Below are 24,837 nucleotides of genomic sequence, written 5' to 3'. Positions count from 1 at the left end.
TGATACCTGGATGCGCCGTCTCCGACGCACCATCATCTTGTTGCTGGCTCTCGCCTTGGTGGCTGGTGCCATCTACGCCGTGGTGACTGTACTGCAGCGCTCCGAAACCTTGGTTACGGAGCGCTGCGTCGCCGTCGTCGGCTCGGACTCATACGAGCTGGCCACGGACCAAGCCGCGAACGCCGCCCTCATCACCGCCATTGCCGTGCAGCGGGGCCTGCCTCCGCGCGCGGCCACGATCGCTGTGGCCACCGCCATGCAGGAATCCAAGCTTCGCAACATCGGCCACGGCGACGAGGTGGGCCCCGATTCGAGGGGACTGTTCCAGCAGCGCCCCTCCCAGGGGTGGGGCACCGAGGCCGAGGTCATGGATCCCGTCTACGCGACAAACGCCTTCTATGACCACTTGGTGAAAGTGCCCGGCTACGAAACCATGGCGATCACTGATGCGGCGCAAGCGGTCCAGCATTCCGCATACCCCCAGGCATACGCGCAGCAGGAACCAATGGGCCGGGCGTATGCGTCGGCGCTGACGGGACATTCCGAAAGGGCCCTGGACTGCACCCTCCGCGCCGCGGACACTGCCGGTGATCCGAGCGCCGTTGTGACGGCCATGACGACGGCGTTCGGCTCCCTGCCCGCCGTGGCACAGGGCCGCACGGTCCAGTTGAACATTACCGGTGCGCAGGCGTGGGCTGTGGCGCAGTGGGCAGTGGCGAACGCGAAGGACCTTTCGGTGACGCAGGTTGACGTGACCGGCGCCACGTGGAACCGGCAGGACCACAAGGGCTGGCAGGATTCAGCGGCAGCATCGGGGTCCGTGACCATCACGGTTTCGGCTCCGAAGACGTAATGCCTGGCTGGGGTACCAGACCGCGCGCCTCAGACCAGTAGCTCGACCACCGGCTGGACGTAGCTGCGGAATATCTCCGGCTCGGACAAGAGCCTGTGGCTCATGATCATCTTGTCCGGCTCAAGGTACCAGGCCCTTGGTTCGTTGAGGGGTAGTTCGATGATGGTCAGCTCAAAGTCCCGGGAGCTCCGTCCGACTTCCAGTAGCCGGTCCTCCACCATGTCTCCCAGAAGCAACGTGGCGCCGCTCGCTTCGCGTTCGGCCTCCAGTTTTTCGTACTCTTCAAGGCGTTCACGGGCCCACGTCAGGGCGGCCCCGAAGTGTGCCTGCAATACCCGCCGGAGGGCAGGCGAGTTGCCGAAGGCATTGAATCCCGGGGGTGAAAGCTCCGGAGCGGCATCCGGATATGCCCTCAGCAGTTGCTCCCACCAGGCCTCCCACTCTGTCTTGAGGGCCGGCACCCCGCCCACCTCGGCGGTGAGGTGCGTGTGGTCCGCATGTCTGACTTTGGGTGTGGCGTGGGACAAGGTCGGCGTACCGGCTCCGTCCAATCCAGCAACGTCTCTCAGATACAAGGCAATGAGCATCGGTCCGGAGGTGTCCATTGTGATCCGCCACCCCTGACCGCCTGTGTCATGCATCCGATTGCCTCCCTTGGCAGGTGCCCACTCAGGGTTCCAGTCTATTCCCGATGAGCCTTGACGTTAACGGTTGGACGGGAGTGCAACAAGAGTGTCCAGATGCGCGGTCAGAACGTCGCGGCAGACCTCGGCTGTCATCCACTCAGGCTGCAGCAGGGCATGCATGCACAGTCCGTCGAGGGTCGCCAGGAGGCGCTCGGCTTCGGTCACCAGACGCTCCTGGCCGGATCCGCCGTCGGGCATCAGCCGCATCACCAAGCGGCCAACGACGGCGGCCACGGCTCGGTGGCTGCGTGCAGCTTCTTGTTCGAGTACCGGCCGGATCCGGGCCGCGTGCCTGAATGCCATCCACACGCAGGCGTCGACGGCCAGTTCCTCGTCGAGCGGCAGGAATTGACCCAGCAGGGTTAAGACGGCGGCGTCGTGTTCCGCCGAGCCCGGATCCAAGGATTCGACGACGGCGAACGCTTCCTCAAGCCGCCCGGCGATCCGGTCGATGACCACGGTAAAGGAGTGGACCAGCAGTTCATCGCTGCTGGCAAAGTAGTGGCGGACCGAGCCAACGGCAAGCCCGGCCTCGTCGGCCACCTCCCGCAAGGAGGCGCGCTCGAGTCCATCGGAGGCGATGATCCTGAAGACGGCTTCGACTACTTCCTGGCGCCGGGCTTCGGCATCAACAATCTTGGGCACAAATCTTTTTAGCACAAACGTGCTTGAACCGTGCCCTCCGGCGCACGCGAACCGCGGGACTGTGGTGCACGCAACACTGCGCGAGCCATCCAAAGTTCGGCTAGCGTTGCTTGCATGAGAATTCTTGTCACGGGTGGCACCGGCTACATCGGATCGCACACCGTCCTGTCCCTGTTGGAAACCGGACACGAAGTAGTCGTGGTGGACAATCTCGTGAACTCAAGCGAAGAATCCCTGCGCCGCGTCGGCGAGCTGGCGGGAAAGACGGCGGCGTTCCATAAGGTGGATCTGGTGGACGAGGCCGCGCTTGAGGCTGTGTTCGACGAGCACAGCATCGACGCCGTCATCCACTTCGCCGGGCTCAAGGCGGTCGGCGAATCCGTGCAGGAACCCCTGAACTACTACTACAACAACATCGTGGGCACGTTGAACCTGCTCCGCGCGATGGACAAGCACGGGGTCCGCTCTATCGTCTTCAGTTCCTCCGCCACGGTATACGGCGAGCACAACCCCATCCCCTACATCGAGAAGATGGAGATCGGGGCGAACAACCCCTACGGCCGCACCAAGGAGCAGATCGAGGACATCCTCACGGACCTCGGAGCCGCGGACGAGCGCTGGCACATCGCCTTGTTGCGCTACTTCAACCCGGCGGGCGCACACCCCTCCGGCAGGATCGGCGAGGACCCGCAAGGCATACCGAACAACCTGGTTCCGTACATCGCCCAGGTTGCCGTCGGCCGCCGCGACAAGCTCATGGTCTTTGGTGGAGACTACGACACCCCGGACGGCACTTGCCTGCGGGACTACATCCACGTCGTCGACCTCGCCGATGGCCACGTCGCCGCACTGGACTACGTTGCCGAACGCCCCGGCGTGCACCGCTGGAACCTTGGCTCCGGAAAAGGTACGTCCGTGCTGGAGATGCTCCACGCTTTCGAACAGGCCGTGGGCCACCCGCTGCCATACGAGATCACGGGACGCCGCGCCGGAGACCTGCCCGCGTTCTGGGCCGATGCCTCCTCCGCCATGGCGGATCTGAGCTGGTCCACCACGAAGACCGTGGACCAAATGTGCGAAGACCACTGGCGCTGGCAGAAGAACAACCCGCTCGGCTACAGCTCTTAAAAGCAACGCGGGGTCACTTACGGCCCATGATGTCCCTTGGGACGGACCGTAAGTGACCCCGCGTTGGGCTAGATCGCCGGGTCCCGGGCCGAGCTTGCGAGGCCTGGGAGCCGGTGGGGACTAAATCGCCGGGTAGTCGCGCTCCGGCTCTCCTGTGTAGAGCTGCCGCGGACGGCCGATCTTCGTCTGGGGATCGTTGATCATTTCGCGCCACTGGGCGATCCAGCCGGGGAGTCGGCCGATGGCGAACAGCACGGTGAACATCTTCTCGGGGAAGCCCATGGCCTTGTAGATCAGTCCGGTGTAGAAGTCGACGTTCGGGTAGAGCTTGCGCTGGATGAAGTAGTCATCGGCCAGGGCCTTCTCTTCGAGGCGCATCGCGATGTCCAGGAGCTCGTCGTTGCCGCCGAGCTTGCCCAGGATCTCGTGTGCAGTCGCTTTGATGATCTTCGCGCGGGGGTCGTAGTTCTTGTAGACCCGGTGTCCGAAGCCCATGAGGCGGACGCCGTCCTCCTTGTTCTTGACCTTCTCCATGTACTCCTCGGGCTTGATGCCGTCGGCCTGGATCTGGCGCAGCATCTTCAGCACGGCTTCGTTCGCGCCACCGTGGGCGGGACCGAAGAGGGCGTTGATGCCTGCGGAAACGGAAGCGAACAGGTTCGCGTTCGAGGACCCCACAAGGCGGACGGTCGACGTCGAGCAGTTCTGCTCGTGGTCGGCGTGCAGGATGAGCAGGAGGTCCAGCGCCTTGACGACGACGGGGTCCAGCTCGTACTGCTCTGCCGGCAGGCCGAAGCTCAGGCGCAGGAAGTTCTCCACGAGGTTCATGGAGTTGTCCGGGTACAGCATGGGCTGGCCGATGGACTTCTTGTGGGCGTAGGCCGCGATGACCGGGAGCTTCGCCATGAGGCGGATAGTGGAAACTTCCACGTGCTCAGGATTGAACGGGTCCAGGGAGTCCTGGTAGAACGTGGACAGCGCGGAGACAGCCGAGGAAAGCACCGGCATCGGGTGCGCGTCACGCGGGAAGCCGCCGAAGAAGCCCTTGAGCTCTTCGTGGAGCAGCGTGTGGTGGCGGATCCGCTGGTCGAACGCGTCCAGCTCGGTGGGCGTGGGCAGGTTGCCGTAGATCAGCAGGTAGGAAACTTCCAGGAAGCTTGAGTGCTGGGCAAGCTGCTCGATCGGGTAGCCGCGGTACCGCAGGATACCGGCGTCGCCATCGATGTAGGTGATTGCCGACGTGGTGGCGGCGGTGTTCATGAAGCCGGGGTCATAGGCGACGGCGCCCGTCTGCTTCAGCAGCTTGGAAACGTCGTATCCTTCGTTCCCTTCTACAACCTTGATCCGCGGGAGCTCGAGCTCTCCGCCGGCATGGCGCAGGGTAGCGCTGGTGGTCTCAGTCATGGAGTCCCCTTCATGAGGCTCTTGGCCTCGGTCGAAAGCTTGATCCAACCAACATCTGGTGACTCCAGCCAGGAGTCTGCAGGTGCAGACACCATCGGCCGGACTGCCTTCCTGGAGAAAGCCACCATTGATAGTCAGTTAAAAGCTACCGCCAGTAAGCGGGACAAACTAATTCACAAGCTACGGTTACTCGCGGAATGACGCGCCTTGTGCGGCAAGTCACAGGATTGTTACCGAGCGGTGTTCAAGCGTTCCACGGCCGCATCGATGCGTTCGTCCGTGCCCGTGAGCGCCACCCGGATGAAACCATTGCCGGCGTCTCCATAGAACACGCCGGGCCCGACGACGATCCCCAGGTCAGCGAAACGCCGAACAGTGTCCCACGTCGCCTCCCCTGCGGTGGACCACAAGTACAGTCCGGCTTTGGACTCCTGGATCTGCAGGCCAAAGTTCCGCAGTGCCGGCAGGAGGCGTTCACGGCGGCCGCGGTAGAGATCCTTTTGGGCGAGCACGTGGCCGGCATCGCCGAGCGCGATGCGCATTGCTTCCTGGACCGGGTAGGGCACGATCATGCCGGCGTGCTTGCGGCTATTGACCAAATTCGCCACGATCGACGAGTCTCCGGCCACGAAGGCGGCACGGTAGCCGGCCAGGTTCGACTGCTTGCTGAGTGAGTAGACGCACAACAGGCCGTCCGTGGACCCTCCGGTGACACGCGGGTCAAGGACGCTCGGCACTGCCTCGCCGCCACGCTGGGCATCCCATTCGCCCCAGCCGAGCTCGGCATAGCATTCATCCGACGCCACGACCGCGCCAATCTCGCGCGCCTGGGCCACGATCTGCCTGAGGGATTCGACGTCACGGACGCCCCCCGTGGGGTTGCCCGGGGAATTGATCCAGATGAGCCGGACCCTGGAGCGGGTGGCTGGGTCCAGTTCGTCCAGGCTGTCCGCGGCGATAGCAGTGGCCCCGGCGAGCATGGCGCCAATGTCGTAGGTCGGGTACGCAACGGTGGGGCGTACCACGACGTCGCCTGCGCTGAGTCCCAACAGGAACGGCAGCCAGGCCACCAATTCCTTCGAGCCGACGGTCGGCAGCACGTCCCTCGGGTCGATCCCGTGGACCCCGCGACGGCTGGCGAACCAGTTGGACACGGCCTCGCGAAGAGCTTCCGTGCCGTGGACCGTTGGGTAACCATGGGCGTCAGCTGCCCGGGCGAGTGCCTCGCGGATCAGCTGCGGCGTAGGATCCACGGGGGTTCCGATGGAGAGATTGACTGCCCCGCCCGGGTGCTCTGAAGCCTTGGCCACGTACGGCGCCATAGCTTCCCAAGGGTAGTCGGGCAGGTTGAGGCCGAAAGCGGGGGCCGCAGAAATCAAAGGAAGCAACCGTTCTTAGTGGTCTTGGTTCTGTGGAGGCAGCGCGGCGATGAAGGGGTGGTCCTTGCCGGTGTTGCCGATCTTCGCAGCTCCGCCCGGGGAGCCAAGGTCATCGAAGAACTCGACGTTGGCCTTGTAGTAGTCGGCCCATTCCTCCGGGGTGTCGTCCTCGTAGTAGATCGCTTCCACCGGGCACACTGGTTCGCAAGCTCCGCAGTCCACGCACTCATCCGGGTGGATATAGAGGGAACGTTCGCCTTCGTAGATGCAGTCAACAGGGCATTCTTCAATACACGCCTTGTCCTTGACGTCCACACACGGCTGCGCGATTACGTAGGTCACGTCCCTTGCCTCTCCACAGTTGTCCCGGACAATTCCGGGTAGTACCACCGGCCCTGTGGCCGGTACATCGAATTCTGAGCCTATTATCCACCAGCCGGAACTCAGCAACCTAGCCGGGCGTCTTACTATGAACTGGTGAATCTGCCCCGGCCCCAAGATTTCCTGCTCAATACCGTATCCGGAACACGGGTAGTTGTCCGATACCGGCTGGACAACGGCTTCACCGATGCCCTCGGCTACCTGCTCTCCGTCACCGACGGTGCGTGCACCATCCGTACCCGACAGTCCGACGTCGAGATCCCGCTGGCGCTTGTAGTGGCGGCAAAAGAGGTCCCGCCTCCGCCGCCACGCCGGGGGACGCGCACAACCCGCGAGTAATCCCGCACTCCCCTGCCCCCGCGCCCACCCACTGGACATGCCCCCTCCTTGCTCGAACCACTGGACATGCCCCCTCCTCACTCGAACCACTGGACATGGTGCCAATATGCGCATTCCTGACTCTCAGGGCAGAGTATGTCCCGCGGTCGCGCAGGCCCGAGCGAGGGACATGTCCGTTCCTGATGAGCAGCGATGGGCATGTCCCTTCTGAGACGGGCGAATGTTGGCCTACGCGGAGGTCATGCGGCTCGGTCGAGAGACCTCAGAGTGTCCCGGACCATCGCCACAAATTCCCGAGGCCGGTTCTTCACCACCGAATAGCTCACAACCAAGGTAGGGACACCCAACCTGGTAGTGACATTCCACCGACGGCGGTCCTCCTCGAAGCTCGGCTTGTCCATGTGGAAATCTGCTCCATCGGTTTCAATCCCCAGTCTTCCGTCCACCATCAGGTCCAGATGCCCCATGCCCGGAATGTTCACTTGTGATTCAACGTGGAAACCCGCTTCGCGCAGGTAGTACCTGGCGATGCACTCAATGATCGACTGTGACTGGGGAACGATCCGTGATACGAGCCTCCGCTCCCGTGCGTCGTTCCGCCCACTCAGCCTCATCCTCATGGCCGTGAGCGGCAACCTGCCAAGAGCAACGGCCGATTCGGCAATGACCAGGCCGTCCAGATCCGGCAGGCACCGCAGGGCCTGGACGACTGAATCCATCAATGTGGGCGGGGCCGCGGATCTATGGCAAACAAACCCCTCGTACTTTCGGCTGTGAGGGACCGCCACATGGGGAACTTGGGGGTCATCCATGACCCACAGCCCGGACAGCCCGGCCGCGGAAATGCAGGCCGGTTCCGCAGGAAGGGACCGGATGGCGAGCAAGCCGGGATCGGCACCCGGCACCGCATAGACCCCTCTCGCCACGCGGAGAACCCGCCCGCTCGCCAACGCGGATTTCAGCTGGAAATGCGACACCCCGGCCGCAGCGAGATGCTTAGCCCGCGCCACGCCGTCGTACGCTGAAATGACGTCAATGATGTTTACCATGCGCCCCATCGTTCCGGCCGAAGCGGGAGGTGCGGAAGCGACAACATTGGCTATGTGGAAAACTCCCAGTCCACTCTCGCGCTCGAACATTGGACATGCGCCCACCTCAACGCAGAGCATGCGCCACGTTGGGACCAAGGAATGGGCATGTTGCCATTATGTCCAGTGCTGCGGGCCAAGGCGGGGCATGTCCAGGGAGGGTCAGGCGCCATGCACCTCGTCCGGCAGCCTGCGCATTCCCCAAAGCGGAGAAAACAGCACAGGCGCGACAAAAACAATGCTTCCGCCCAAGCCGATCCAGAGTGTCGGGACGAGGCCAAGGTTCTCGGCCAGGAGGCCTGAGGCAAGGGCTGCGATCGGCATGACTCCCCACACCACGAAGCGAATGGAGGCATTCATGCGCCCCAGAAGCCGGGGAGGGCATACCCGCTGCCTCATGCTCAGCTGCATGATGTTGTACACCAGGACTCCGAAAGCGAACCCGAACTCGGAGACGATGAGCATCACCAGGGACATCCATCGTTCGGGGGCAAGCACGCACAGCGGAACCAGGAGAAGGAAAAGCGGGCTGATCATCGACGCCACAGGAATGACGGTCCCCCCGCCGATCCAGGCCGCGAACCTGGGCGCGGCAACCGCTCCGATCAGTCCGCCGACCGCCCCGACCGCCCCGACCGCCATAATGATGCCCATGCCCTCCGGACCGAGTTCCAGCTCACGGAGGACCAGTACCGGCATCAAGGTGAAGGCGATCGTGGTGAAGAAGTTGACCCCGCCCGTGCAGGCCACAGGAAGGCCGCGAGGCCGGCGGCATTGAGTGCTCCGACCTCGAACTCACTGGCGCCGAGCAAAGTCACCGCGAGGACCGGAGGATATCGATGTGTGGCGGCTTGGCGTGAAGTTCAACGCTGCACGGCAGCAGGAGACGATGGGCAAGCTGCGGGCAGTCGTCGAGGAATACTTGCGCCTTCCGGCGGACGACGACGGCGAGGCCACCTCGCTCTTGATCGCCCACCACCGGGACCCGAGCGCCGACTAAGCTAGCCGCGCGGTGGTCGCGTGTAGCGCCGGCACCACAAAAGCATCACAAACGTGATGCCCGCACTCCCGTAGACCCACACATTTCCGGGAACATCCGCGACGATCAGCTGCTTGCCCGTTCCGCCCGTAGACAGCAGGCCAATGGTCGCGTAGCTAACAATGCCCACTACCGCCGTCGGGAGCAAAGACCCCGACCACGCACCCAGCAGGAGCTGGAGCGATGCGAGCAGGAGCAATGCCGCAGCGGTGCCCCAATAGAGGTCGACGCCGCCAATGAGGAGCGCCTGCCGGTGCAGTGCGGTGCCTGCAAGGGCAGCAAAAAGAGCCACCGGAACAGCCGCGGCAATGCCGCGTGCTGTTCCGGTGGCTCCCTTATTCAATACGTCAGTCCGTTCAGTGCGTCAGTACGCAGTCCGCGCAGGATCAGACTTTGGCGCGGGCGCGGGTGGCCTTGGCGCGCTCGTTGGCGTCCAGGATCAGCTTGCGGATACGGATGGACTCCGGGGTCACCTCAACGCACTCGTCTTCGCGGGCGAATTCGAGGGACTCTTCGAGGGTGAGATCGCGGGGCGGCGTCAGGTTCTCGAAGGTGTCGGAGGAAGCGGCACGCATGTTGGTGAGCTTCTTTTCCTTCGTGATGTTGACGTCCATGTCGTCGGCGCGGGAGTTCTCGCCGACGATCATGCCTTCGTAGACCTCGGACGTGGGCTTCACGAAGAAGGAGCCGCGTTCCTGCAGGTTGATCATGGCGAAGGGGGTGACGACGCCGGCACGGTCGGCAACCATCGAACCGTTGGTGCGGTATTCGATGGGGCCGGCCCACGGCTCGTAGCCTTCGGAGATCGAGGAAGCGATGCCGGCGCCACGGGTGTCCGTGAGGAACTTGGTGCGGAAGCCGATGAGGCCACGTGCCGGAACGATGAATTCCATGCGGCACCAGCCCGTACCGTGGTTGGCCATGTTGGTCATGCGGCCCTTGCGGGCGGCCATGAGCTGCGTGACCGCACCGAGGTACTCTTCGGGAACGTCGATGGTCATGTGTTCCATCGGCTCGTGGATCTTGCCGTCGATGGTCCGGGTGACAACCTGCGGCTTGCCGACAGTCAGTTCGAAGCCTTCGCGTCGCATCTGCTCCACGAGGATGGCCAGCGCAAGCTCGCCACGGCCCTGGACTTCCCAAGCATCGGGACGCTCGGTGGGCAGAACCTTGATGGAGACGTTACCGATCAGTTCCTTGTCCAGGCGATCCTTCACCTGGCGGGCGGTAACCTTGGCGCCCTTGACCTTGCCGGCCAGCGGGGAGGTGTTGATACCGATGGTCATGGAGATCGCGGGGTCATCCACCGTAATGAGGGGCAGCGGCTGCGGGTTCTCGGCGTCGGTCAGGGTCTCACCAATGGTGATTTCCTCGATACCGGCAACAGCCACGATCTCGCCCGGGCCGGCCGAGTCGGTCGGAACGCGGTCGAGGGCCTTGGTGGCGAGGAGCTCGGTGATCTTGACGTTCTTCAGTTCGCCGTTGGCACGCGCCCAAGCGACGGTCTGGCCCTTGCGGAGGGTGCCGTTGTAGATGCGCAGGAGTGCGAGGCGGCCGAGGAACGGGGAAGCGTCCAGGTTGGTGACGTGCGCCTGCAGGACACCGTTCGGGTTGTACGTCGGCGCCGGGATGTGCTCGATGATCGTCTTGAAGAGGGGTTCGAGATCCTCGTTGTCCGGTGCCGAGCCATCAGCCGGCTGGTCCAGGGAGGCGCGGCCGACCTTGGCTGCGGCGTAGACCACGGGAACTTCCAGGATCTTGTCCAGGTCCAGGTCCGGAACTTCGTCCGCGAGGTCGGAGGCCAGGCCAAGGAGCAGGTCCATGGACTCGTGCACAACCTCGTCGATGCGGGCGTCGGGGCGGTCGGTCTTGTTGACCAGCAGGATGACGGGCAGGTGCGCGGCAAGGGCCTTGCGGAGCACGAAGCGGGTCTGCGGCAGCGGACCTTCGGAAGCGTCGACCAGGAGGACCACGCCATCAACCATGGACAGGCCGCGCTCCACCTCGCCACCGAAGTCGGCGTGGCCGGGGGTGTCGATCACGTTGATGGTGATGGTCTCGCCATTGGACGACGGGCCGTTGTAGGCAACCGTGGTGTTCTTGGCGAGGATGGTGATGCCCTTTTCGCGCTCCAGGTCACCGGAGTCCATGACGCGGTCTTCCAGGTGGTTGTGCTCGGCGAAGGAGTTGGTCTGCTTGAGCATGGCGTCGACCAGGGTGGTCTTGCCGTGGTCAACGTGGGCCACGATCGCGACGTTGCGCAGATCACTGCGCGATGCAGTGGCCGCGGCGGTGTTGGTGGTGGTTTCAGACATGCGTAATGGCTCGATTCAGTGGTGAAGTCAGCTGTTGTATCGCGACATTTCCAACCGGAACGCACGACGGATTAGACCCTTTGACACAGGGCACCTTCATAGAGTCTAAACGCTGTGGTATTTATTGGCCTAAAAATCACTCCCAAGGCTGCCGAATTGTGCCCTTCATCACAATCGGCGGCGAGTTCCGGGACAAGCCGGAAACAGCAAAAGAGCCGGGACCACTTCCCCCCACGGAAGTGGTACCGGCTCTTCTGCTCGTCCAACTGGCACTCAGCCGACGGGCGCCGGGCCCGTCAGGCCACTACGGGCGGCAGCATCAGGCTGGCACCCGGGATCGCGTGAAGCAGCGCCTTGGTGTAGTCCTGCTGCGGCGAATCGAAGACGTCGTCCGTGCTGCCCGTTTCCACGAGCTTGCCCTTCTGCATCACGCAGACATGGTCGGCGATCTGCCGCACGACGGCGAGGTCGTGCGTGATGAAGAGGTACGTCAGTCCGAGATTGGACTGCAGCTCGGCAAGAAGGTTCAGTACCTGCGCCTGCACCAAAACGTCCAGGGCGGAGACCGCCTCGTCACAGATGATCACTTCGGGGTCGAGGGCCAGGGCCCGCGCGATCGCGACGCGCTGCCTTTGCCCGCCGGAGAGCTCGTTCGGGTACCGCTGCATGGTGGACTGCGGCAGCGCCACCTGGTCCAGGAGTTCCCGGACCTTCTTCTCGCGGCTGACCTTGTCACCGATCTTGTGGGTCCGGAGCGGTTCCTCGATGGTCCTGAAGATGTTGTACATCGGGTCGAGCGAACCGTACGGGTCCTGGAAAATCGGCTGGACTCGGCGCCGGAACTTGAAGATCTCCCGGCTGTTCAGGGTGGAGGTGTCAACGCCGTCGAACACGATCCGCCCCGACGTCGGTGCGAGCAGGTTGAGGACCATCTGGGCCACCGTGGACTTGCCGGAACCCGACTCCCCCACGATCGCCGTCGTCGTCCCGCGTTTGACGTTGAACGAGACGTTGTCCACCGCTTTGAAGTCCGTTGCCTTGCCCACTCCGGAGCGCAGCTTGAAGACCTTGCTGAGGCTCTCGACCTTCAGGACGTCGTCCGACAACGCCTTTTCGACCACAGCTTCGGTGGGCGCCAGGAGTTCTTCCGTCCGGATTCCTTCGGCCTTGGCAGCCTGGATCCTCCTGGAAGCGAGGGACGGCGCCGAGGCCACCAACCGCTGGGTGTAGGGGTGTTGCGGGTTGCGGAGCAATTCGAGCGAAGGGCCGGCCTCCACCACGTTGCCGCGGTACATGACCACCACTTTGTCCGCACGCTCGGCAGCCAGGCCAAGATCGTGGGTGATGAGCAAGACTGCCGTGCCGAGCTCCGCGGTCATGGTTTCGAGGTGGTCCAGGATCTGGCGCTGCACCGTGACGTCCAGGGCCGACGTCGGCTCATCCGCAATCAGGAGCCGCGGCTGGCAGGACAGGCCGATGGCGATCAGGGCCCGCTGGCGCATGCCGCCGGAGAATTCGTGCGGATACTGCTTGGCGCGGCGTCGGGCGTCCGGCAAGCCGGCTTCCCCCAGGACGCGGGCGACGTCGGCAGGACCGCTGGGCTTGCCGTTGGCGCGCAATGTCTCGCGGACCTGGTAGCCGATCTTCCAAACCGGGTTGAGGTTGGACATCGGATCCTGCGGAACCATGCCGATCGTGTTGCCGCGCAGCTCGATCATGCGCCGTTCCGGAGCATGCGAGATGTCCTCGCCGTCGAGCAGGATCTGCCCGCCGGAAACCCTGCCGTTCTCCGGCAGGAGGCCGATGGCGGCGAGCGCCGTCGTCGACTTTCCCGAACCGGACTCGCCCACAATGGCGACAGTCTCGCCGGGCATGATGGTCAGGTGCGCGTTCTTGACGGCCTGGAATTCGCCGCCCGCCGTCTGGAAGGAGATGGCGAGGTCCCGGATTTCCAGGAGCGGACGCTCTTCGGTTCCGGCTTCGTCGATGGTGATGTTGGACGTTGTCATGATTGCCTCCTTCATCGCTTGCGGCTCTTGGGATCAAGGGCGTCACGCAACGCGTCGCCAAGCATGATGAAGCTCAGGACCGTGATGGACAGTGCGGTTGCGGGGAACATCAGCACCTCGGGGTTGGTGCGCAACGTGTCCTTCGCTGCGGAAATGTCGTTACCCCAGGACATGATGCTGCCGGGCAGGCCAATGCCAAGGAAGGACAGCGTTGCCTCCGTCACGATGAAGACGCCAAGCTCCATGGTGGCCAGGACGATGATCGGCGCGAGAGCGTTCGGAACGACGTGCCGGACCAGCGTGCCGATCTTGGAGACACCGAGCGAGCGTGCGGCAGTGACGAAATCCGCGTTGCGGACCTCGATCACGGCACCTCGGGTGATTCGGGCCATTTGCGGCCAGCCGAGCATCACAATGACCATGACCACGGTGAAGACGCTCTTGTTCTCGCGGAAGAAGGGGAGCTGGGTAACTACCAGTGCGCCGAGGACCAACGGCAAGGCGAAGAAGATGTCGCCAATGCGGGCAATGATGGTGTCGACCCAGCCGCCGAAGAAGCCTGCAAGCGCGCCGAGCGTAACTCCGATGATCAGGACGAAGATGACGGAGACGACGCCGACAGTCAAGGATGCCTGCGTGCCGTGGATGACGCGGGAGTAGATGTCGCAGCCCTGGAAGGTGAATCCCAGGGGGTGGCCGGCCGAGGGGCCCGCGAGGGAGTCGCCCAGCTGGCAGTTGTCGTTCGGGGCTGTCTGCGTGAACAGGCCCGGGAAGAACGCGACGACGAGGAGCAGCAGAATCATGAGCGCCGAGATGATGAAGAGCGGCCGACGGCGGAGCTTCCGCCAGGCATCCGCCCACAGGCTCAGGGGTGCGGCGTCGACCTTGAGGGTATCGGTCGCCAGCAGCGGTGTCTCGTCGATAGGGGCAATGTAGTGCTCGATCTCACGGTTACTTTTCATAACGGATCTACTTTTCATAGCGAATCCTGGGGTCAAGCCAGGCGTAAAGGAGGTCCACCAACAGGTTGGCGGCAACGAAAACCAGTACCAGGACGCTCACAATGGCGACGACGGTGGGGCCTTCGCTGCGGATCACGGCTTGGTAGAGCTTCTGGCCGACGCCGGGCACGTTGAAAATGCCTTCGGTGACGATCGCGCCGCCCATCAAGCCACCCAGGTTCGCGCCCAGGTAGGTGACCACGGGAATCATGGAGTTCCGCAGGATGTGGGCCAGGACTACGCGGGGGCGGGAGAGGCCTTTCGCGGTTGCGGTGCGGACGTAGTCGGCGTTCATGTTTTCAATGACCGAGGCGCGGGTGAGGCGCAGCACGTAGGCAAAGGACACGAGGCCGAGGACCGTGGCCGGAAGGATCAGGGTGCCCCAGTCCGCGTTGGATCCAACGGTCGGCTTGGCCCAGCCGAGCTGCACGCCGACGACGAGCTGAAGCACGAAGCCCAGGACGAACGTCGGGACGGCAATGACCACGAGTGAGGCGACCAGCACGGTGGAGTCGAAGATCTTCCCCTTGCGCAGGCCGGCAATCAGGCCGAAGGCCACACCGAAGACAGCCTGGATGGCAAGAGCCTCGACGGCGAGCATGGCGGTGACCGGGAAAACGCGGCCAAGGGTGGCGGCGATTGGCTGGCCGGTGAAGTCCACTCCGAGGTTGAACGTGAAGAGGTTCTTGAGGAACAGGCCGTACTGGACCCAGAACGGCTGGTCGAGGTTGTATTGCTGGCGCAGCGCGGCAATGACGGACTCGCTGGGCGGTCGGTCGCCGAACAGGGCGCGGATGGGGTCGCCCGGGAGGGCAAAGACCATGAAGTACACGAGCAGGGTGGTTCCCAGGAACACGGGAATGACCTGCAGCAAACGCCGGAGGATGTACTGGGTCACAGCAACGGTTCCTGGGCGCTCTTGAAAATGTGGGGATTCATTAGGGACAGCTTTCGTGCCGAATCAAGGCATGGGGGCCCGGTTTGTGGCCGGACCCCCATACGCTAACGAGCTTGGAACAAGTCCGGTAGGACTACTTTGCGGTGATGTTGTAGTACAGCAGGACGCCGTTCCAGCCGGAGTCAACGTTGCTAACGTTCTGGCTCCATACAGCCTGGCGTGCCTGGTACCACAGGGGCAGGTTCGGGAGGTCCTTGAAGAGGATTTCCTGTGCCTGGGTGAACTTCTTGTTGGCGTCGTCCGTGGACTTGGATGCCAGGCCCTCGGTCAGCAGCTTGTCGAACTCAGGGTTGCTGTAACCCTCGTAGTTCGCGCTGGCACCGGTCTTCAGCAGCGGGCCGAGGAAGTTGAACAGCGACGGATAGTCTGCCTGCCAACCGGCGCGGGTGAAGCCCGGGAGGGTCTTGGCCGTGCGGAGGTTCAGGATCTCGGCGAACTTGGCGAACGGCTGGCCTTCTGCCTTGATGCCGAGGTTGTTCTTCAGGTTGTTGGCAACGGCGTCAATCCATTCCTTGTTGCCACCATCGGTGTTGTACGCGAGCTGGAGAACCTTGGCGGCGGGCCACGGGCTCATGGCGTCTGCCTTTGCCCAGAGGTCCTTGGCCTTCGCGGCGTCGAACTTCAGAACGTCGGAGCCGGTCACGTTGGCGTTGTAGCCATCGATGGACGGAGACGTGAAGTCCTTCGCCGGGATACGGGTGCCGTTGAAGACGACCTTGGTGATCTCATCGCGGTTGATCGCCATGGAGATGGCCTGGCGACGCAGCTGGCCGGCGGGTCCCTGGAACTCAGGCAGGTAGTTCGGGATGTTCAGGGTTGCGTTGCCTGCGAAAGCCTTGTTCAGGCTGTGGTCCGGGAAGTCCGTGGTGTAGGTCTTCAGGGCGTTCGTCGGCAGGACGTCGGTAACGTCAAGGTTGTTGGCCTGGACGTCCGTGTAAGCCGGAGCCGGGTCGGTGTAGAACTTGAAGGTCACGCCGCCGTTCTTGGCCATACGAGTGCCCTGGTAGTCAGGGTTCTTGACGAGGGCGATCTGGCTGTCGTGCTGCCAGGCACCCTTGGCGGCCATCTTGTACGGGCCGTTGCCGATGGGGTTTTCGCCGAAGGCCTTCGGGTCCTTGAGTGCGTCGGCCGGAAGCGGCATGAAGGCGGAGTAGCCGAGGCGCTGCGGCCAGTCGGCCTCCGGCTGTGCCAGCTTGACCGTGATGGTCGAATCGTCCTTCAGCACCAGGCCGGACATCGTCTGGGCGGTCGGTGCGGGAGTCGACGTTGACTTGCCGTCCGCGCCCTTGGTCTTCGTGACGGCGCTGACTGCGTCGTAGCCTTCGATGGATTCGAAGAAGCTGCTGCTGGACTGGGCATTGGTGCTCAGTGCGGCGAAGTTCCAAGCATCAACGAAGCTCTTGGCGGTGACTGCCTCGCCGTTGGTGAACTTGGCGCCCTTCTTGACCTTGATGGTGTAGTTCTGGCCGTCGCTCGTGTCAATGGATTCCGCGAGTGCGTTCACGGACTTGCCATTGGCGTCGTAGCTGGTCAGGCCTTCGAACAGGAGGTCGACAACGCGGCCACCGTACACCTCGTTGGTGTTGGAAGGGATCAGGGGGTGCTGGGGTTCATTGCTGTATGCGGTGATGATTTTGCTCGGATCGCCGGCAGCGGTCTGGCCACTGCTTCCGGAGCCAGAGCTACCGCATCCGGTGAGGGCAAGTGCGGCGACAGCCAGCAAGCCAAGAGCTTTGGAAGTGCGCGAAAAACGCATTCCGCCTCCTATGGATTCAGGGGGATGGGGCGGGGCAACTCATAGCTGCCCCCGGGGCCAGACACAGAATTATCCTGTGACGCGGCCTACATGGATGTGTAATCCTAACCACACCTTGTCCGAAATATGGAATCCCATTGGCATGAACAACGAAGTGTGCTCTTGACAGTTTCAGTAATGAAGCAGTCATTTCAAGTAAATGAAGCAGTCATTTCACGTAATAGGCGCTTCCTTGCTAGACTCGACATGCATGATCCCTGGTTTCCCCCGGAATATAGGGCTTTTTCGGGCACCCCAAAGGGGTGCAACGGACGCACTCAGTGCCTCAAAAAACCACGAAAAAGAGCCCCGCCGGCCAATGGCCGACAGGGACTCTTTAGCGGTTGCGACCGCCGGTACGTGCCGCCGGGAATGCCTCCGGGTTGCTACTCGATCCCTGCGGCCATGAGCTGGGCGCGAAGTTCCCGACGCTCGCGCTGCTTCTCAGGGTCCGGAAGCGGCACCGCGGCCAGCAGCCTCTGCGTGTAGGGCTCCTGCGGATTGCGAAGAATCTGCTCCCGGGTGCCCTGCTCCACGATCCGGCCCCGCTGCATCACGCAGATCCGGTCTGCGAGCACATCCACCACGGCGAGGTCGTGCGTGACGAACAGGCACGCGAATCCCAGCTCCCTCTGCAGGTTCTGGAAGAGTTCCAGGACCTTTGCCTGTACCGAAACGTCCAGCGCCGACGTCGGCTCATCCGCGACCATGAGCTTGGGCTGCAGGGACAGCGCCCGGGCAATGCCGACGCGCTGCTTCTGGCCGCCTGACAATTCATGCGGATACCGGTTGCGGTAGCCGCGCGGCAGTTCCACCTGGTCCAGGAGGGTCTCAATCCGTTTCTGCAGATCGACGCCTTTCGCGACCCGGGCGAGGAACATCGGTTCGCCGATGCTTTCGCCGATGGGCAGCCGCGGGTTCAGCGACGACGACGGATCCTGGAACACCATGCCGATGTCCCGCCGCACTTCGTGCAGTTGCTTTCCATTCCGCTTTGCGGCGGAAATGTCCTGCCCCACCACATGCATGCTGCCCGCGGCTACGGGCAAGAGCCCGACGGCGGCGCGTCCAATGGTCGTTTTGCCCGAGCCGGACTCCCCAACAAGGCCTACCACTTGACCGGGATAGATCACCAAGTTGGCGCCCTCGACGGCGCGGAACGCGGGAACCCGGCCCTGTTTGGGGTACTCGATAGCCACGTCGATCAGCTCAAGCACAGGCTCACCCTTGGGCTTTGCAGCTTCGTCAGCCGCTGCCTTCAAAGCAGCCTGGTTCTCGCGTTCCCGGCGCAGCAGCTCGTCATGTTCAACGGACTCCAGCTCCGTATTGGTTGCCGCAGCCAATGCTGCGGTCACGTCGACGTCGGCTGTGTCCGCCCCTTGTCCCAAGTGGGGAACAGCGGCTAGGAGAGCTTGTGTGTATTCGTGCTTCGGGTTACTGAAGATCTGTTGCGCAGTGCCGCTCTCCACGATGACGCCCTTGCGCATCACGGCAATACGATCGGCGAGGTCGGCCACCACGCCCATGTCGTGGGTGATCAGGACGATGGCGCTGTCCAGCTTGTTACGCAGGTTGCGCATCAGGTCCAGGATTTCGGCCTGGACAGTCACGTCCAGGGCAGTAGTGGGTTCGTCTGCGATCAAGAGTTTGGGATCGCAGGACAATGACTGCGCGATCATGGCTCGCTGCCGCTGGCCGCCGGAGAGCTGGTGAGGATAGGACTTGAAGGCCTTCTCCGGGTCGGGAAGCTCCACGAGCTCGAGCATGCGCACGGCCCGTTGCCTTGCTTCATCAGGGGAGATCGAGTTGTGCAGCCGGATCGTCTCCACTATCTGCGCACCCACGGTGTACACCGGGTTGAGTGCTGTCATGGGCTCCTGGAAGATCACGGCGACGTCCTTGCCACGGACCTCCCGGATGTTGCCTGACTTGTCACCCAGCAATTCCTTGCCCGAGAGCTTGACACTCCCCCGAACGCGGCTGTTGCTGGGGAGCAAGCCGAGCAGGGCCATGGAACTGGCGCTCTTGCCGGAACCAGACTCGCCGACGATGGCGAGGACCTCACCGGCCCGGACCTCGTAGTTCAGTCCGATGGCGGCAGGAACCCATTTTTTGTCGACACCGAAGTCGACGCTGAGGTCGCGTACTTCCAGGACCATGGCCCCCCGCGCGCTCTTGTCCGACTCTGTCTCGAGGTGGGTAGCCTCCGGTTCGGGGCTGGCGTTGTCAGTCATGTTGGGTCTTCCCTTCCACCCGGGCCACCCTCCAAGGGGTGATTAGTGAAGTAGCCCGGAATCCTGAATTATTAGGGGCATGAGCAGAAAGCCGTACGCCGGAAATGTCGAAATCTTCAAGGCCCGCACCAGCAAGATGTTTGCTTGGATCTGCTGGGCAGTTGCCGTTTTCGGAGTGGTCGTTACGCTCATGGCGGCCGGGCCGCGCGCCCTTCCGGGCACCACTCCCCTGCTCTTCATAGCGTTCCTTGGCTGGTTGCTTTTCTGGCGTCCGGTAGTGGTGGTCCGGGATTCCGGCGTCGCACTGGAGAATCCCTACCGGACCATCGATGTTCCGTGGGACGCCCTGGTGCAGGTTGATACCCGCTACGCCCTCACCCTCGTGACGCCTAGCAAGAAGTACCCGGCGTGGGCTGCTCCCGCGCCGGGAATCTGGGGCGGGCGCAACGCCCGCCCCGAGCACCTCAAAGGACTCCCGGGCACCACCTACGGCCCCGGCAACTCGGTTCGCCCCGGAGACCTCAAGAACACCGATTCCGGTGCCGCAGCAGTCCTCGTCCGCACCCGCTGGCAGGACCTCGTAGAAGCCGGACGCGTAGAACCCGGCCGGGCCGAGGACGCTTCGGTGACGGTCGCCGTCGGATGGTTCCGGATAGCGGCCACGGTGGCCCTGGCCGCGGCCAGTTACTGGGCGGTCTTCCTTTAGGAGGTTTCCCCGCACGGGTAGCACTCAGCTGCCTTTCGAGGCGTCGGCAACCGGCGCCGTCGTGCTGGAGTGGCGCGCGGTTTCGACGGCGGTCTTGGCCCTGAACTTCTTCTGCCGCGGATCGAAGGCGTCCCGCAGGCCGTCGCCGATGAAGTTGATGCTCAAGCAGATGAGGATGATGAACAGGCCGGGGAACCAGAACAGCCACGGCCTTGTAGCGAAGGCTTCCTGGTTTTGCGCAACCAACAGGCCGAGCGAGGTATCGGGAGCCTTCACGCCGAGGCCCAGGTAGCTGAGGGCGGTCTCCAACAGGATCGCTGCGGACATGGTCAGCGTCACGTTGACGATCAGCACGCCGACGGCGTTGGGGAGGATGTGTTTGAAGATGATCCTTGCGTTGGACGCTCCGGAGATCCTGGCTGCGTCTACGAACTCCCGCTCGCGCAGGGTCAGGAACTCACCGCGGACCAGGCGGGCGAGGCCCACCCAGAGGACGAAGCCAAGGAAGACGCCAAGAATGACGACGCCGTTGTTGGAAGCGAAGCCTGCAATCCAACTGCCTTCATCCCTGCGGTTGGCAATCTGGCCAACCACGGCGGCAAGGAGCAGCACGGGGATGATGATGATGACGTCGGTGAGGCGCATGAGGACGGCTTCCACCCAGCCGCGGAAATAGCCGGCAAGGCCGCCGACGATTGCGCCGACCGCACCCGCGATGGCGCCGATCAGGACCATGACTGTGATGGACTGTTGGGCGCCGCGCATGGTCATGGCAAACAGATCGCGTCCAATCCGGTCCTGGCCGAACGGGTGCTCTCCCCAGGCAAGGGGCCACAACGACGACGTCGGGACACCATCATTGACGAGGGGCGAAACATCCACGTGGTTGTACTTCCACCACCCAGGTATGCCAAAAGCGCCAACGGAAGTGAAAGCGAGCAGGAAGATCGCAGCGAACACTGCGAGCCCGATCAAGGCACCTGTGTGGCCAAAGAACCGTTTGCGGACAATCTGGCCTTGGCTGAGGCCACCGGTAACCTCGATGCCGGCCTCGGCGCGTGCTGCTTCGGCAAGCGCCTGTTGTGCCAGAATTTCTTCCTCTTGGGTTGGCTGGCTCATGCTTTGATCCTTACGCGTGGGTCGAGAGCGGAGTAAGCGAGGTCCGCTACGAGGTTGAAGACCATTGCGGTGATGGCGACGCACAAGAAGACCCCCATAACCGGGTTCACGTCAGAGCGTTGCAATCCGTCAATGAACAGGAAGCCCATGCCACGGACGGAAAACACCGATTCCGTGATGACCGCACCACCGATCAATGCGCCGATGTCGAACGCGACGATCGTCGCGATGGGTATCAGGGCGTTCCGGAACGCGTGGCCCATGATCACCGACCGTTCACTCAAGCCCTTTGCCCGTGCTGTCCGGATGTAGTCCATGTTCATGATTTCCAGCATCGACGAGCGCGTGAATCGCGTATAGCTGGCCAGGGAGACCAAGATCAGGGCGATCGTGGGCAATACGAGGTGGGTGAGCGTGTCGGTGGACATGATCCAGAAGTCACCCTGGATGTTCGGGGTTCCCGCCCCGATGGTGGCGATGGGACGCCCACGAACCCGGCTGTTGTTGAAGTACGACGGCCACGCCTGCATGAAGCGGTCCAGGACCACGAGTGCTCCGACCAGGAACGCGGTGATGGCGGCGGCACGCATTGACTGTCCGCGGTCGTAACCACCCATGAAGTACCCGACGGCCACGCCAACAAGGATAGTGGCGATGGCAAGGAGGAAAATCATGAGCCCGGTCGCGTCATTGAGCAACGGTTGGACAGCGAAGTAGGCGATCACGCCGATGCCCACCACGATCAGGCTCGATTGCAGAGCCTTGCGGTTCTTGAGTCCTGAAACCAATACCGTGACTCCGAAGGCAATTCCCACTCCAAGAATGGCGATGATGACGGGACCCAAACCGGGATTGCGGAACCACTGCGTCAGGGAGAAATAGAAAAGGACAAGGGAGACAGCCGCAAAGACCGAGCCACCGACGATCAGTCGGCGTTTGGCCGCTCCGCCGACGACCACGGTGGCGATGACGCCTAGAACGGCACCGATCCCCAAGGCCACGGCAGGCGGTATTTCCGGATTTCGAAGGAAGTCGTTGAAGCCGATGGCGCCGAATTCCTTGAGGAGGACGGCCACCCAGAAGATCGGCAGCGAGAAGAACAGGAACGCCATGAAGGTCACGCCATAGTCCAAGGCGCTGTACTGGCGGAGGGCAGTAACGATGCCGAGGGAAATGCCGATGAGGATGGCCAGGACTGTGGCGCCCGTGACGAGCGTGAGTGTTTGAACCAAGGCAAAGCCGAGAGCCTCCGTAATTGGCTGTCCGGCGATGTTCTTGCCAAGGTTGCAGGCGTTTCCAAACGGCACAACACATTGGGCCGCACCACCAAGCCACTTGAAGTAGCGCAATGGCGGCGGAGTGCTGAGATCAAGCAGATTGATGCGGGCATCCATCAGCGCTTGCCGGTTCGGCGCGCTGCTGGCTCGGTATTCTGCCAGGGGATCTCCGGACGACGCTGTCAGGAGATACACCAGGAACGATGCTCCGAGAAGAATGAATGCGGCGGTAACCAACCGCCGGACTATATAGGTCAACATGGTGAGGAACCTCGAAATCCAGGCCCGGGTTCGCCGGCGCCCATCGCAGAATCGTGCCCGTTCCCTGGATGAGGTTATGGGAAGCAGACAATATGCCGGTGCACCAACCAAAGCGCCGGGACCATGGTACGTCGGTCCCGGCGCCTTGGCAGGTAATTTAGCTCAGCGAGCAAGGTTTACTTCTGAGCCCACTCCCAGAAGTTCCACCAAACACCAGTCTGGTTCGGCATGAGCTTCACGCCGGTGATGCGGTCGCTGTAGGCGTCCACGTTCACTGACTGGAAGAGCGGAACACCGTAAGAGCTGTCCCAGATCTTCTTATCGATCTGCTTCTGGAGATCGTCCTGCTTGCTGCGGTCGGTGGTGACCACGAGCTGCTCCATCAGCTTGTCCGCATCGGTGTTGCTGAACTGGTTAAAGTTGTTGCCACCAGCGGTCTTGAAGATCTGCGGAACGCCGGAGACTCCGACACCCGGGTTGATCCAGCCGAAGATGGTTGCGTCATAGCCGCCCTTGCCCAAGGCCTTGCCCCAGTCAGAGGCGCCCAAGCCGCCGTCGACGATCTTGAAGCCGGCCTTGGTGGCGGATTCGCGGATCAGCGAGAAAGCGTCAACACGGTTCGGGTTGTCCTTGTTGTACATGATCCGGATTTCCGGAGTAGCACCGTTCAGGAGCTTCTTGGCACCATCAATGTCCACGTCCTGGAAGGCCGAGGAGCCATTGTTCTTGGCGGAATCAGCGTAGGCCGCCTGCTGGGGAACGAAGATCTGGGAGTCCAGCGGCTTCGCGTTCGGATCAAGCTTGCCGATGATCTTGTTGACGATGTCCTTGCGGGGCACCGTCTTCATGAAGGCGGTACGCACGTTCTGGTCGGCCAGCGGACCCGAGAAGTTCAGGTCCAAGTGGTCGAAGGCCAGCTGGTTGCCTTGATCGACGGTGACGCCCTGGCTGGAGAGTGCCTTCAACTGGTCAAGCGTGTCGGCGGAAGCCTGCGGGGCAATGATGTCCGCCTCGCCGTTCTTGAGGGCCTGGACCTGGGCCGGCGCGGAACCGATGTACCGGACGGTGATTTCGTCAAGGTTTGGAGTCGGTCCCCAGTTGTAGTCCTTGTTGCGGACCATAGTGAGGGACTGGTCCTGGTTCATGCTCTTGACGATGTAAGGACCGTTTGAGAGGAACAGGGTCGGGTCTGCGGGAAGCGTCTTCGTATCGAAGCCTGTGTTCCACATGTCCGACATTGCCTTCAGCTTCGGATCCGCGGGAAGCGGTGCCTTGGAATCTCCGCGCGGCTTGCTCTTGAAGAAGTCAATCAAGGCCTGGGTGTCCTTCAGGCCGGCCTTCTGGGCGAGGACGTGGGCAGGAACGTCAATGCCTGGACCACCAAGCACGATCTCCCAGTCAGCGAACGGCTTGGAGTACTTAAGCGTGAGGGTCTTGTTGTTGTTGCTGATCTCCGGGAAGTCCGTCAGGCTGAGGCCCGTGTTGTCACCAGCGTACGAGAAGTAGGACGTACCCGTCTTGGCCTTGGAATCGGCGTCGTCGTAGTAACCGGAGAAGGCCGCCCACTGCAGGAGGAGGTCAGCTGCGGAGACCGGGGTGCCGTCCGACCACTTCACACCATCGTTGATGGTGTACTTGACGGTCAGCGGGTTGTCCGAGACCTTCTCCATCTTGCCGAACTTGTCGTTGTGAACGACGTTCAGCTTGTTGTCGATGTAGTAGAAGCCCGAGTGCGTTGCGTAGCTGACCTTGGAGTTGATGTCAGTATTGCCGTCGGCTGTGTTGGGGTTGAACGTGTTGAAAGCGTTGACCTCGACCACAGTGGCCGTGCCACCCGTCTTGGCTGCTCCGGTGGATGGGGTATTGCCACCGGAATTGCCGGCACAGGCGCTCAGTGCGATCGCGGCGATTGCCGCAATACCCACTGCTTTGGAAGTACGTCCGAAACGCATTCCGCCTCCTATTTTTTGAGTGGAAAAAGCCGGCGCTGTTGACTCCGGCAGACTGCCACAACCCCCTCAGCAGGCTTGTGGCTGGTCTCACATGAGCAGTAGCCTAGCGCCCGGAACGGATCTTTGGGTCCAAAGTTTCCCGCCGGTAAAGTTTGTTATCGAGATGCAATCATTGAAGGACGTCCTAGTGGTTCCGTGATTCGCGCCAACATGACATAAGCCCCGATTCAAGGCGAACCGGGGCTTATATCAGTTAATGCCCCATCAC

At 62.6% G+C, this 24,837-nt stretch carries 22 protein-coding genes; 5 read left to right on the top strand and 17 right to left on the bottom strand.

Going from position 1 to position 24,837, the window contains the following annotated elements; genetic code table 11:
• The first annotated feature begins 10 nt into the window (after nt 1-10).
• Nucleotides 11-853 (top strand): transglycosylase SLT domain-containing protein, encoded by an 843-nt coding sequence (locus tag ABD742_RS05300; protein WP_234748338.1) that lies wholly within the window; start codon nt 11-13, stop codon nt 851-853.
• Between the two features lie 29 nt (nt 854-882).
• Here the strand turns inward: ABD742_RS05300 and ABD742_RS05295 are convergent, their stop codons facing one another.
• Together ABD742_RS05295 and ABD742_RS05290 are read right to left on the bottom strand one after the other, a co-directional pair.
• Entirely contained in the window at nt 883-1,494 is a 612-nt protein-coding gene (locus ABD742_RS05295; protein WP_234748340.1) for a hypothetical protein, read from the bottom strand.
• Nucleotides 1,495-1,557: 63 nt separating this feature from the next.
• Nucleotides 1,558-2,184: a TetR/AcrR family transcriptional regulator gene (locus ABD742_RS05290; RefSeq protein WP_234748342.1), complete on the bottom strand. Its 627-nt coding sequence runs from the start codon at nt 2,182-2,184 to the stop codon at nt 1,558-1,560.
• Nucleotides 2,185-2,298: 114 nt separating this feature from the next.
• Here ABD742_RS05290 and galE point away from each other — a divergent pair, with 114 nt between their 5' ends.
• Nucleotides 2,299-3,312 (top strand): UDP-glucose 4-epimerase GalE, encoded by a 1,014-nt coding sequence (gene galE, locus ABD742_RS05285; protein WP_234748344.1) that lies wholly within the window; start codon nt 2,299-2,301, stop codon nt 3,310-3,312.
• 120 nt (nt 3,313-3,432) lie between these two features.
• Here the strand turns inward: galE and ABD742_RS05280 are convergent, their stop codons facing one another.
• The 3 genes from ABD742_RS05280 to fdxA all read right to left on the bottom strand — a co-directional run bounded on the left by ABD742_RS05280 (nt 3,433) and on the right by fdxA (nt 6,437).
• On the bottom strand, nt 3,433-4,716 hold the full coding sequence (locus tag ABD742_RS05280) for a citrate synthase (protein ID WP_234748347.1): 1,284 nt from the start codon (nt 4,714-4,716) through the stop codon (nt 3,433-3,435).
• Between the two features lie 230 nt (nt 4,717-4,946).
• Nucleotides 4,947-6,095, bottom strand: coding sequence for a succinyldiaminopimelate transaminase (gene dapC, locus ABD742_RS05275; protein WP_268818764.1), 1,149 nt, complete (start codon nt 6,093-6,095; stop codon nt 4,947-4,949).
• A gap of 15 nt (nt 6,096-6,110) precedes the next feature.
• Complete coding sequence (fdxA, locus tag ABD742_RS05270; protein ID WP_018776555.1) at nt 6,111-6,437, bottom strand: ferredoxin; 327 nt, start codon at nt 6,435-6,437, stop codon at nt 6,111-6,113.
• A gap of 135 nt (nt 6,438-6,572) precedes the next feature.
• On the opposite strand from fdxA, the gene ABD742_RS05265 reads away from it, so the two are divergent.
• Nucleotides 6,573-6,815 carry a putative acetyltransferase gene (locus ABD742_RS05265; protein WP_234748349.1) on the top strand — a complete coding sequence of 81 codons (243 nt, stop codon included), beginning with the start codon at nt 6,573-6,575 and terminating at the stop codon, nt 6,813-6,815.
• A 239-nt stretch (nt 6,816-7,054) separates the two neighbouring features.
• Here ABD742_RS05265 and ABD742_RS05260 read toward each other — a convergent pair whose 3' ends face one another.
• Nucleotides 7,055-7,864 (bottom strand): type IV toxin-antitoxin system AbiEi family antitoxin domain-containing protein, encoded by an 810-nt coding sequence (locus ABD742_RS05260; protein ID WP_234748352.1) that lies wholly within the window; start codon nt 7,862-7,864, stop codon nt 7,055-7,057.
• Between the two features lie 201 nt (nt 7,865-8,065).
• Nucleotides 8,066-8,653 (bottom strand): MFS transporter, encoded by a 588-nt coding sequence (locus ABD742_RS05255; RefSeq protein ID WP_234748354.1) that lies wholly within the window; start codon nt 8,651-8,653, stop codon nt 8,066-8,068.
• 91 nt (nt 8,654-8,744) lie between these two features.
• On the opposite strand from ABD742_RS05255, the gene ABD742_RS05250 reads away from it, so the two are divergent.
• On the top strand, nt 8,745-8,903 hold the full coding sequence (locus ABD742_RS05250; protein WP_344787339.1) for a hypothetical protein: 159 nt from the start codon (nt 8,745-8,747) through the stop codon (nt 8,901-8,903).
• A 1-nt stretch (nt 8,904) separates the two neighbouring features.
• On the opposite strand, the gene ABD742_RS05245 is transcribed toward ABD742_RS05250, so the two are convergent.
• The 7 genes from ABD742_RS05245 to ABD742_RS05215 all read right to left on the bottom strand — a co-directional run bounded on the left by ABD742_RS05245 (nt 8,905) and on the right by ABD742_RS05215 (nt 19,179).
• Complete coding sequence (locus tag ABD742_RS05245; RefSeq protein ID WP_234748360.1) at nt 8,905-9,285, bottom strand: hypothetical protein; 381 nt, start codon at nt 9,283-9,285, stop codon at nt 8,905-8,907.
• A 43-nt stretch (nt 9,286-9,328) separates the two neighbouring features.
• Entirely contained in the window at nt 9,329-11,257 is a 1,929-nt protein-coding gene (gene typA / locus ABD742_RS05240; protein ID WP_234748362.1) for a translational GTPase TypA, read from the bottom strand.
• Nucleotides 11,258-11,553: 296 nt separating this feature from the next.
• Complete coding sequence (locus tag ABD742_RS05235; protein ID WP_234748364.1) at nt 11,554-13,266, bottom strand: ABC transporter ATP-binding protein; 1,713 nt, start codon at nt 13,264-13,266, stop codon at nt 11,554-11,556.
• Between the two features lie 11 nt (nt 13,267-13,277).
• Entirely contained in the window at nt 13,278-14,228 is a 951-nt protein-coding gene (locus tag ABD742_RS05230) for an ABC transporter permease (RefSeq protein ID WP_234748366.1), read from the bottom strand.
• A gap of 7 nt (nt 14,229-14,235) precedes the next feature.
• Nucleotides 14,236-15,165: an ABC transporter permease gene (locus tag ABD742_RS05225; protein ID WP_059387472.1), complete on the bottom strand. Its 930-nt coding sequence runs from the start codon at nt 15,163-15,165 to the stop codon at nt 14,236-14,238.
• Nucleotides 15,166-15,298: 133 nt separating this feature from the next.
• Nucleotides 15,299-16,981 (bottom strand): peptide ABC transporter substrate-binding protein, encoded by a 1,683-nt coding sequence (locus ABD742_RS05220; protein WP_234748368.1) that lies wholly within the window; start codon nt 16,979-16,981, stop codon nt 15,299-15,301.
• A 425-nt stretch (nt 16,982-17,406) separates the two neighbouring features.
• The gene (locus tag ABD742_RS05215; protein ID WP_425547595.1) at nt 17,407-19,179 is read right to left on the bottom strand and encodes a dipeptide ABC transporter ATP-binding protein; all 1,773 of its coding nucleotides are present in this window, start codon (nt 19,177-19,179) and stop codon (nt 17,407-17,409) included.
• 154 nt (nt 19,180-19,333) lie between these two features.
• Here ABD742_RS05215 and ABD742_RS05210 point away from each other — a divergent pair, with 154 nt between their 5' ends.
• A complete protein-coding gene (locus ABD742_RS05210) occupies nt 19,334-19,960 on the top strand; it encodes a PH domain-containing protein (RefSeq protein ID WP_234748372.1) in 627 nt (208 codons plus the stop codon).
• Between the two features lie 24 nt (nt 19,961-19,984).
• Here ABD742_RS05210 and ABD742_RS05205 read toward each other — a convergent pair whose 3' ends face one another.
• From ABD742_RS05205 to ABD742_RS05195, 3 genes are all read right to left on the bottom strand, one after another.
• Nucleotides 19,985-21,079: an ABC transporter permease gene (locus ABD742_RS05205; protein ID WP_234748374.1), complete on the bottom strand. Its 1,095-nt coding sequence runs from the start codon at nt 21,077-21,079 to the stop codon at nt 19,985-19,987.
• Nucleotides 21,076-22,617, bottom strand: a complete 1,542-nt coding sequence (locus ABD742_RS05200; RefSeq protein ID WP_234748376.1) for an ABC transporter permease — start codon at nt 22,615-22,617, stop codon at nt 21,076-21,078. The genes ABD742_RS05205 and ABD742_RS05200 overlap by 4 nt, the downstream gene beginning before the upstream one ends.
• A 176-nt stretch (nt 22,618-22,793) precedes the next feature.
• The gene (locus tag ABD742_RS05195) at nt 22,794-24,569 is read right to left on the bottom strand and encodes an ABC transporter family substrate-binding protein (protein WP_234748378.1); all 1,776 of its coding nucleotides are present in this window, start codon (nt 24,567-24,569) and stop codon (nt 22,794-22,796) included.
• Nucleotides 24,570-24,837: the final 268 nt, after the last annotated feature.

The organism is Arthrobacter ramosus (genome assembly GCF_039535095.1).
GTDB classification, from domain to species: domain Bacteria; phylum Actinomycetota; class Actinomycetes; order Actinomycetales; family Micrococcaceae; genus Arthrobacter; species Arthrobacter ramosus.
This window is presented reverse-complemented; position numbering and strand designations above follow the sequence as displayed.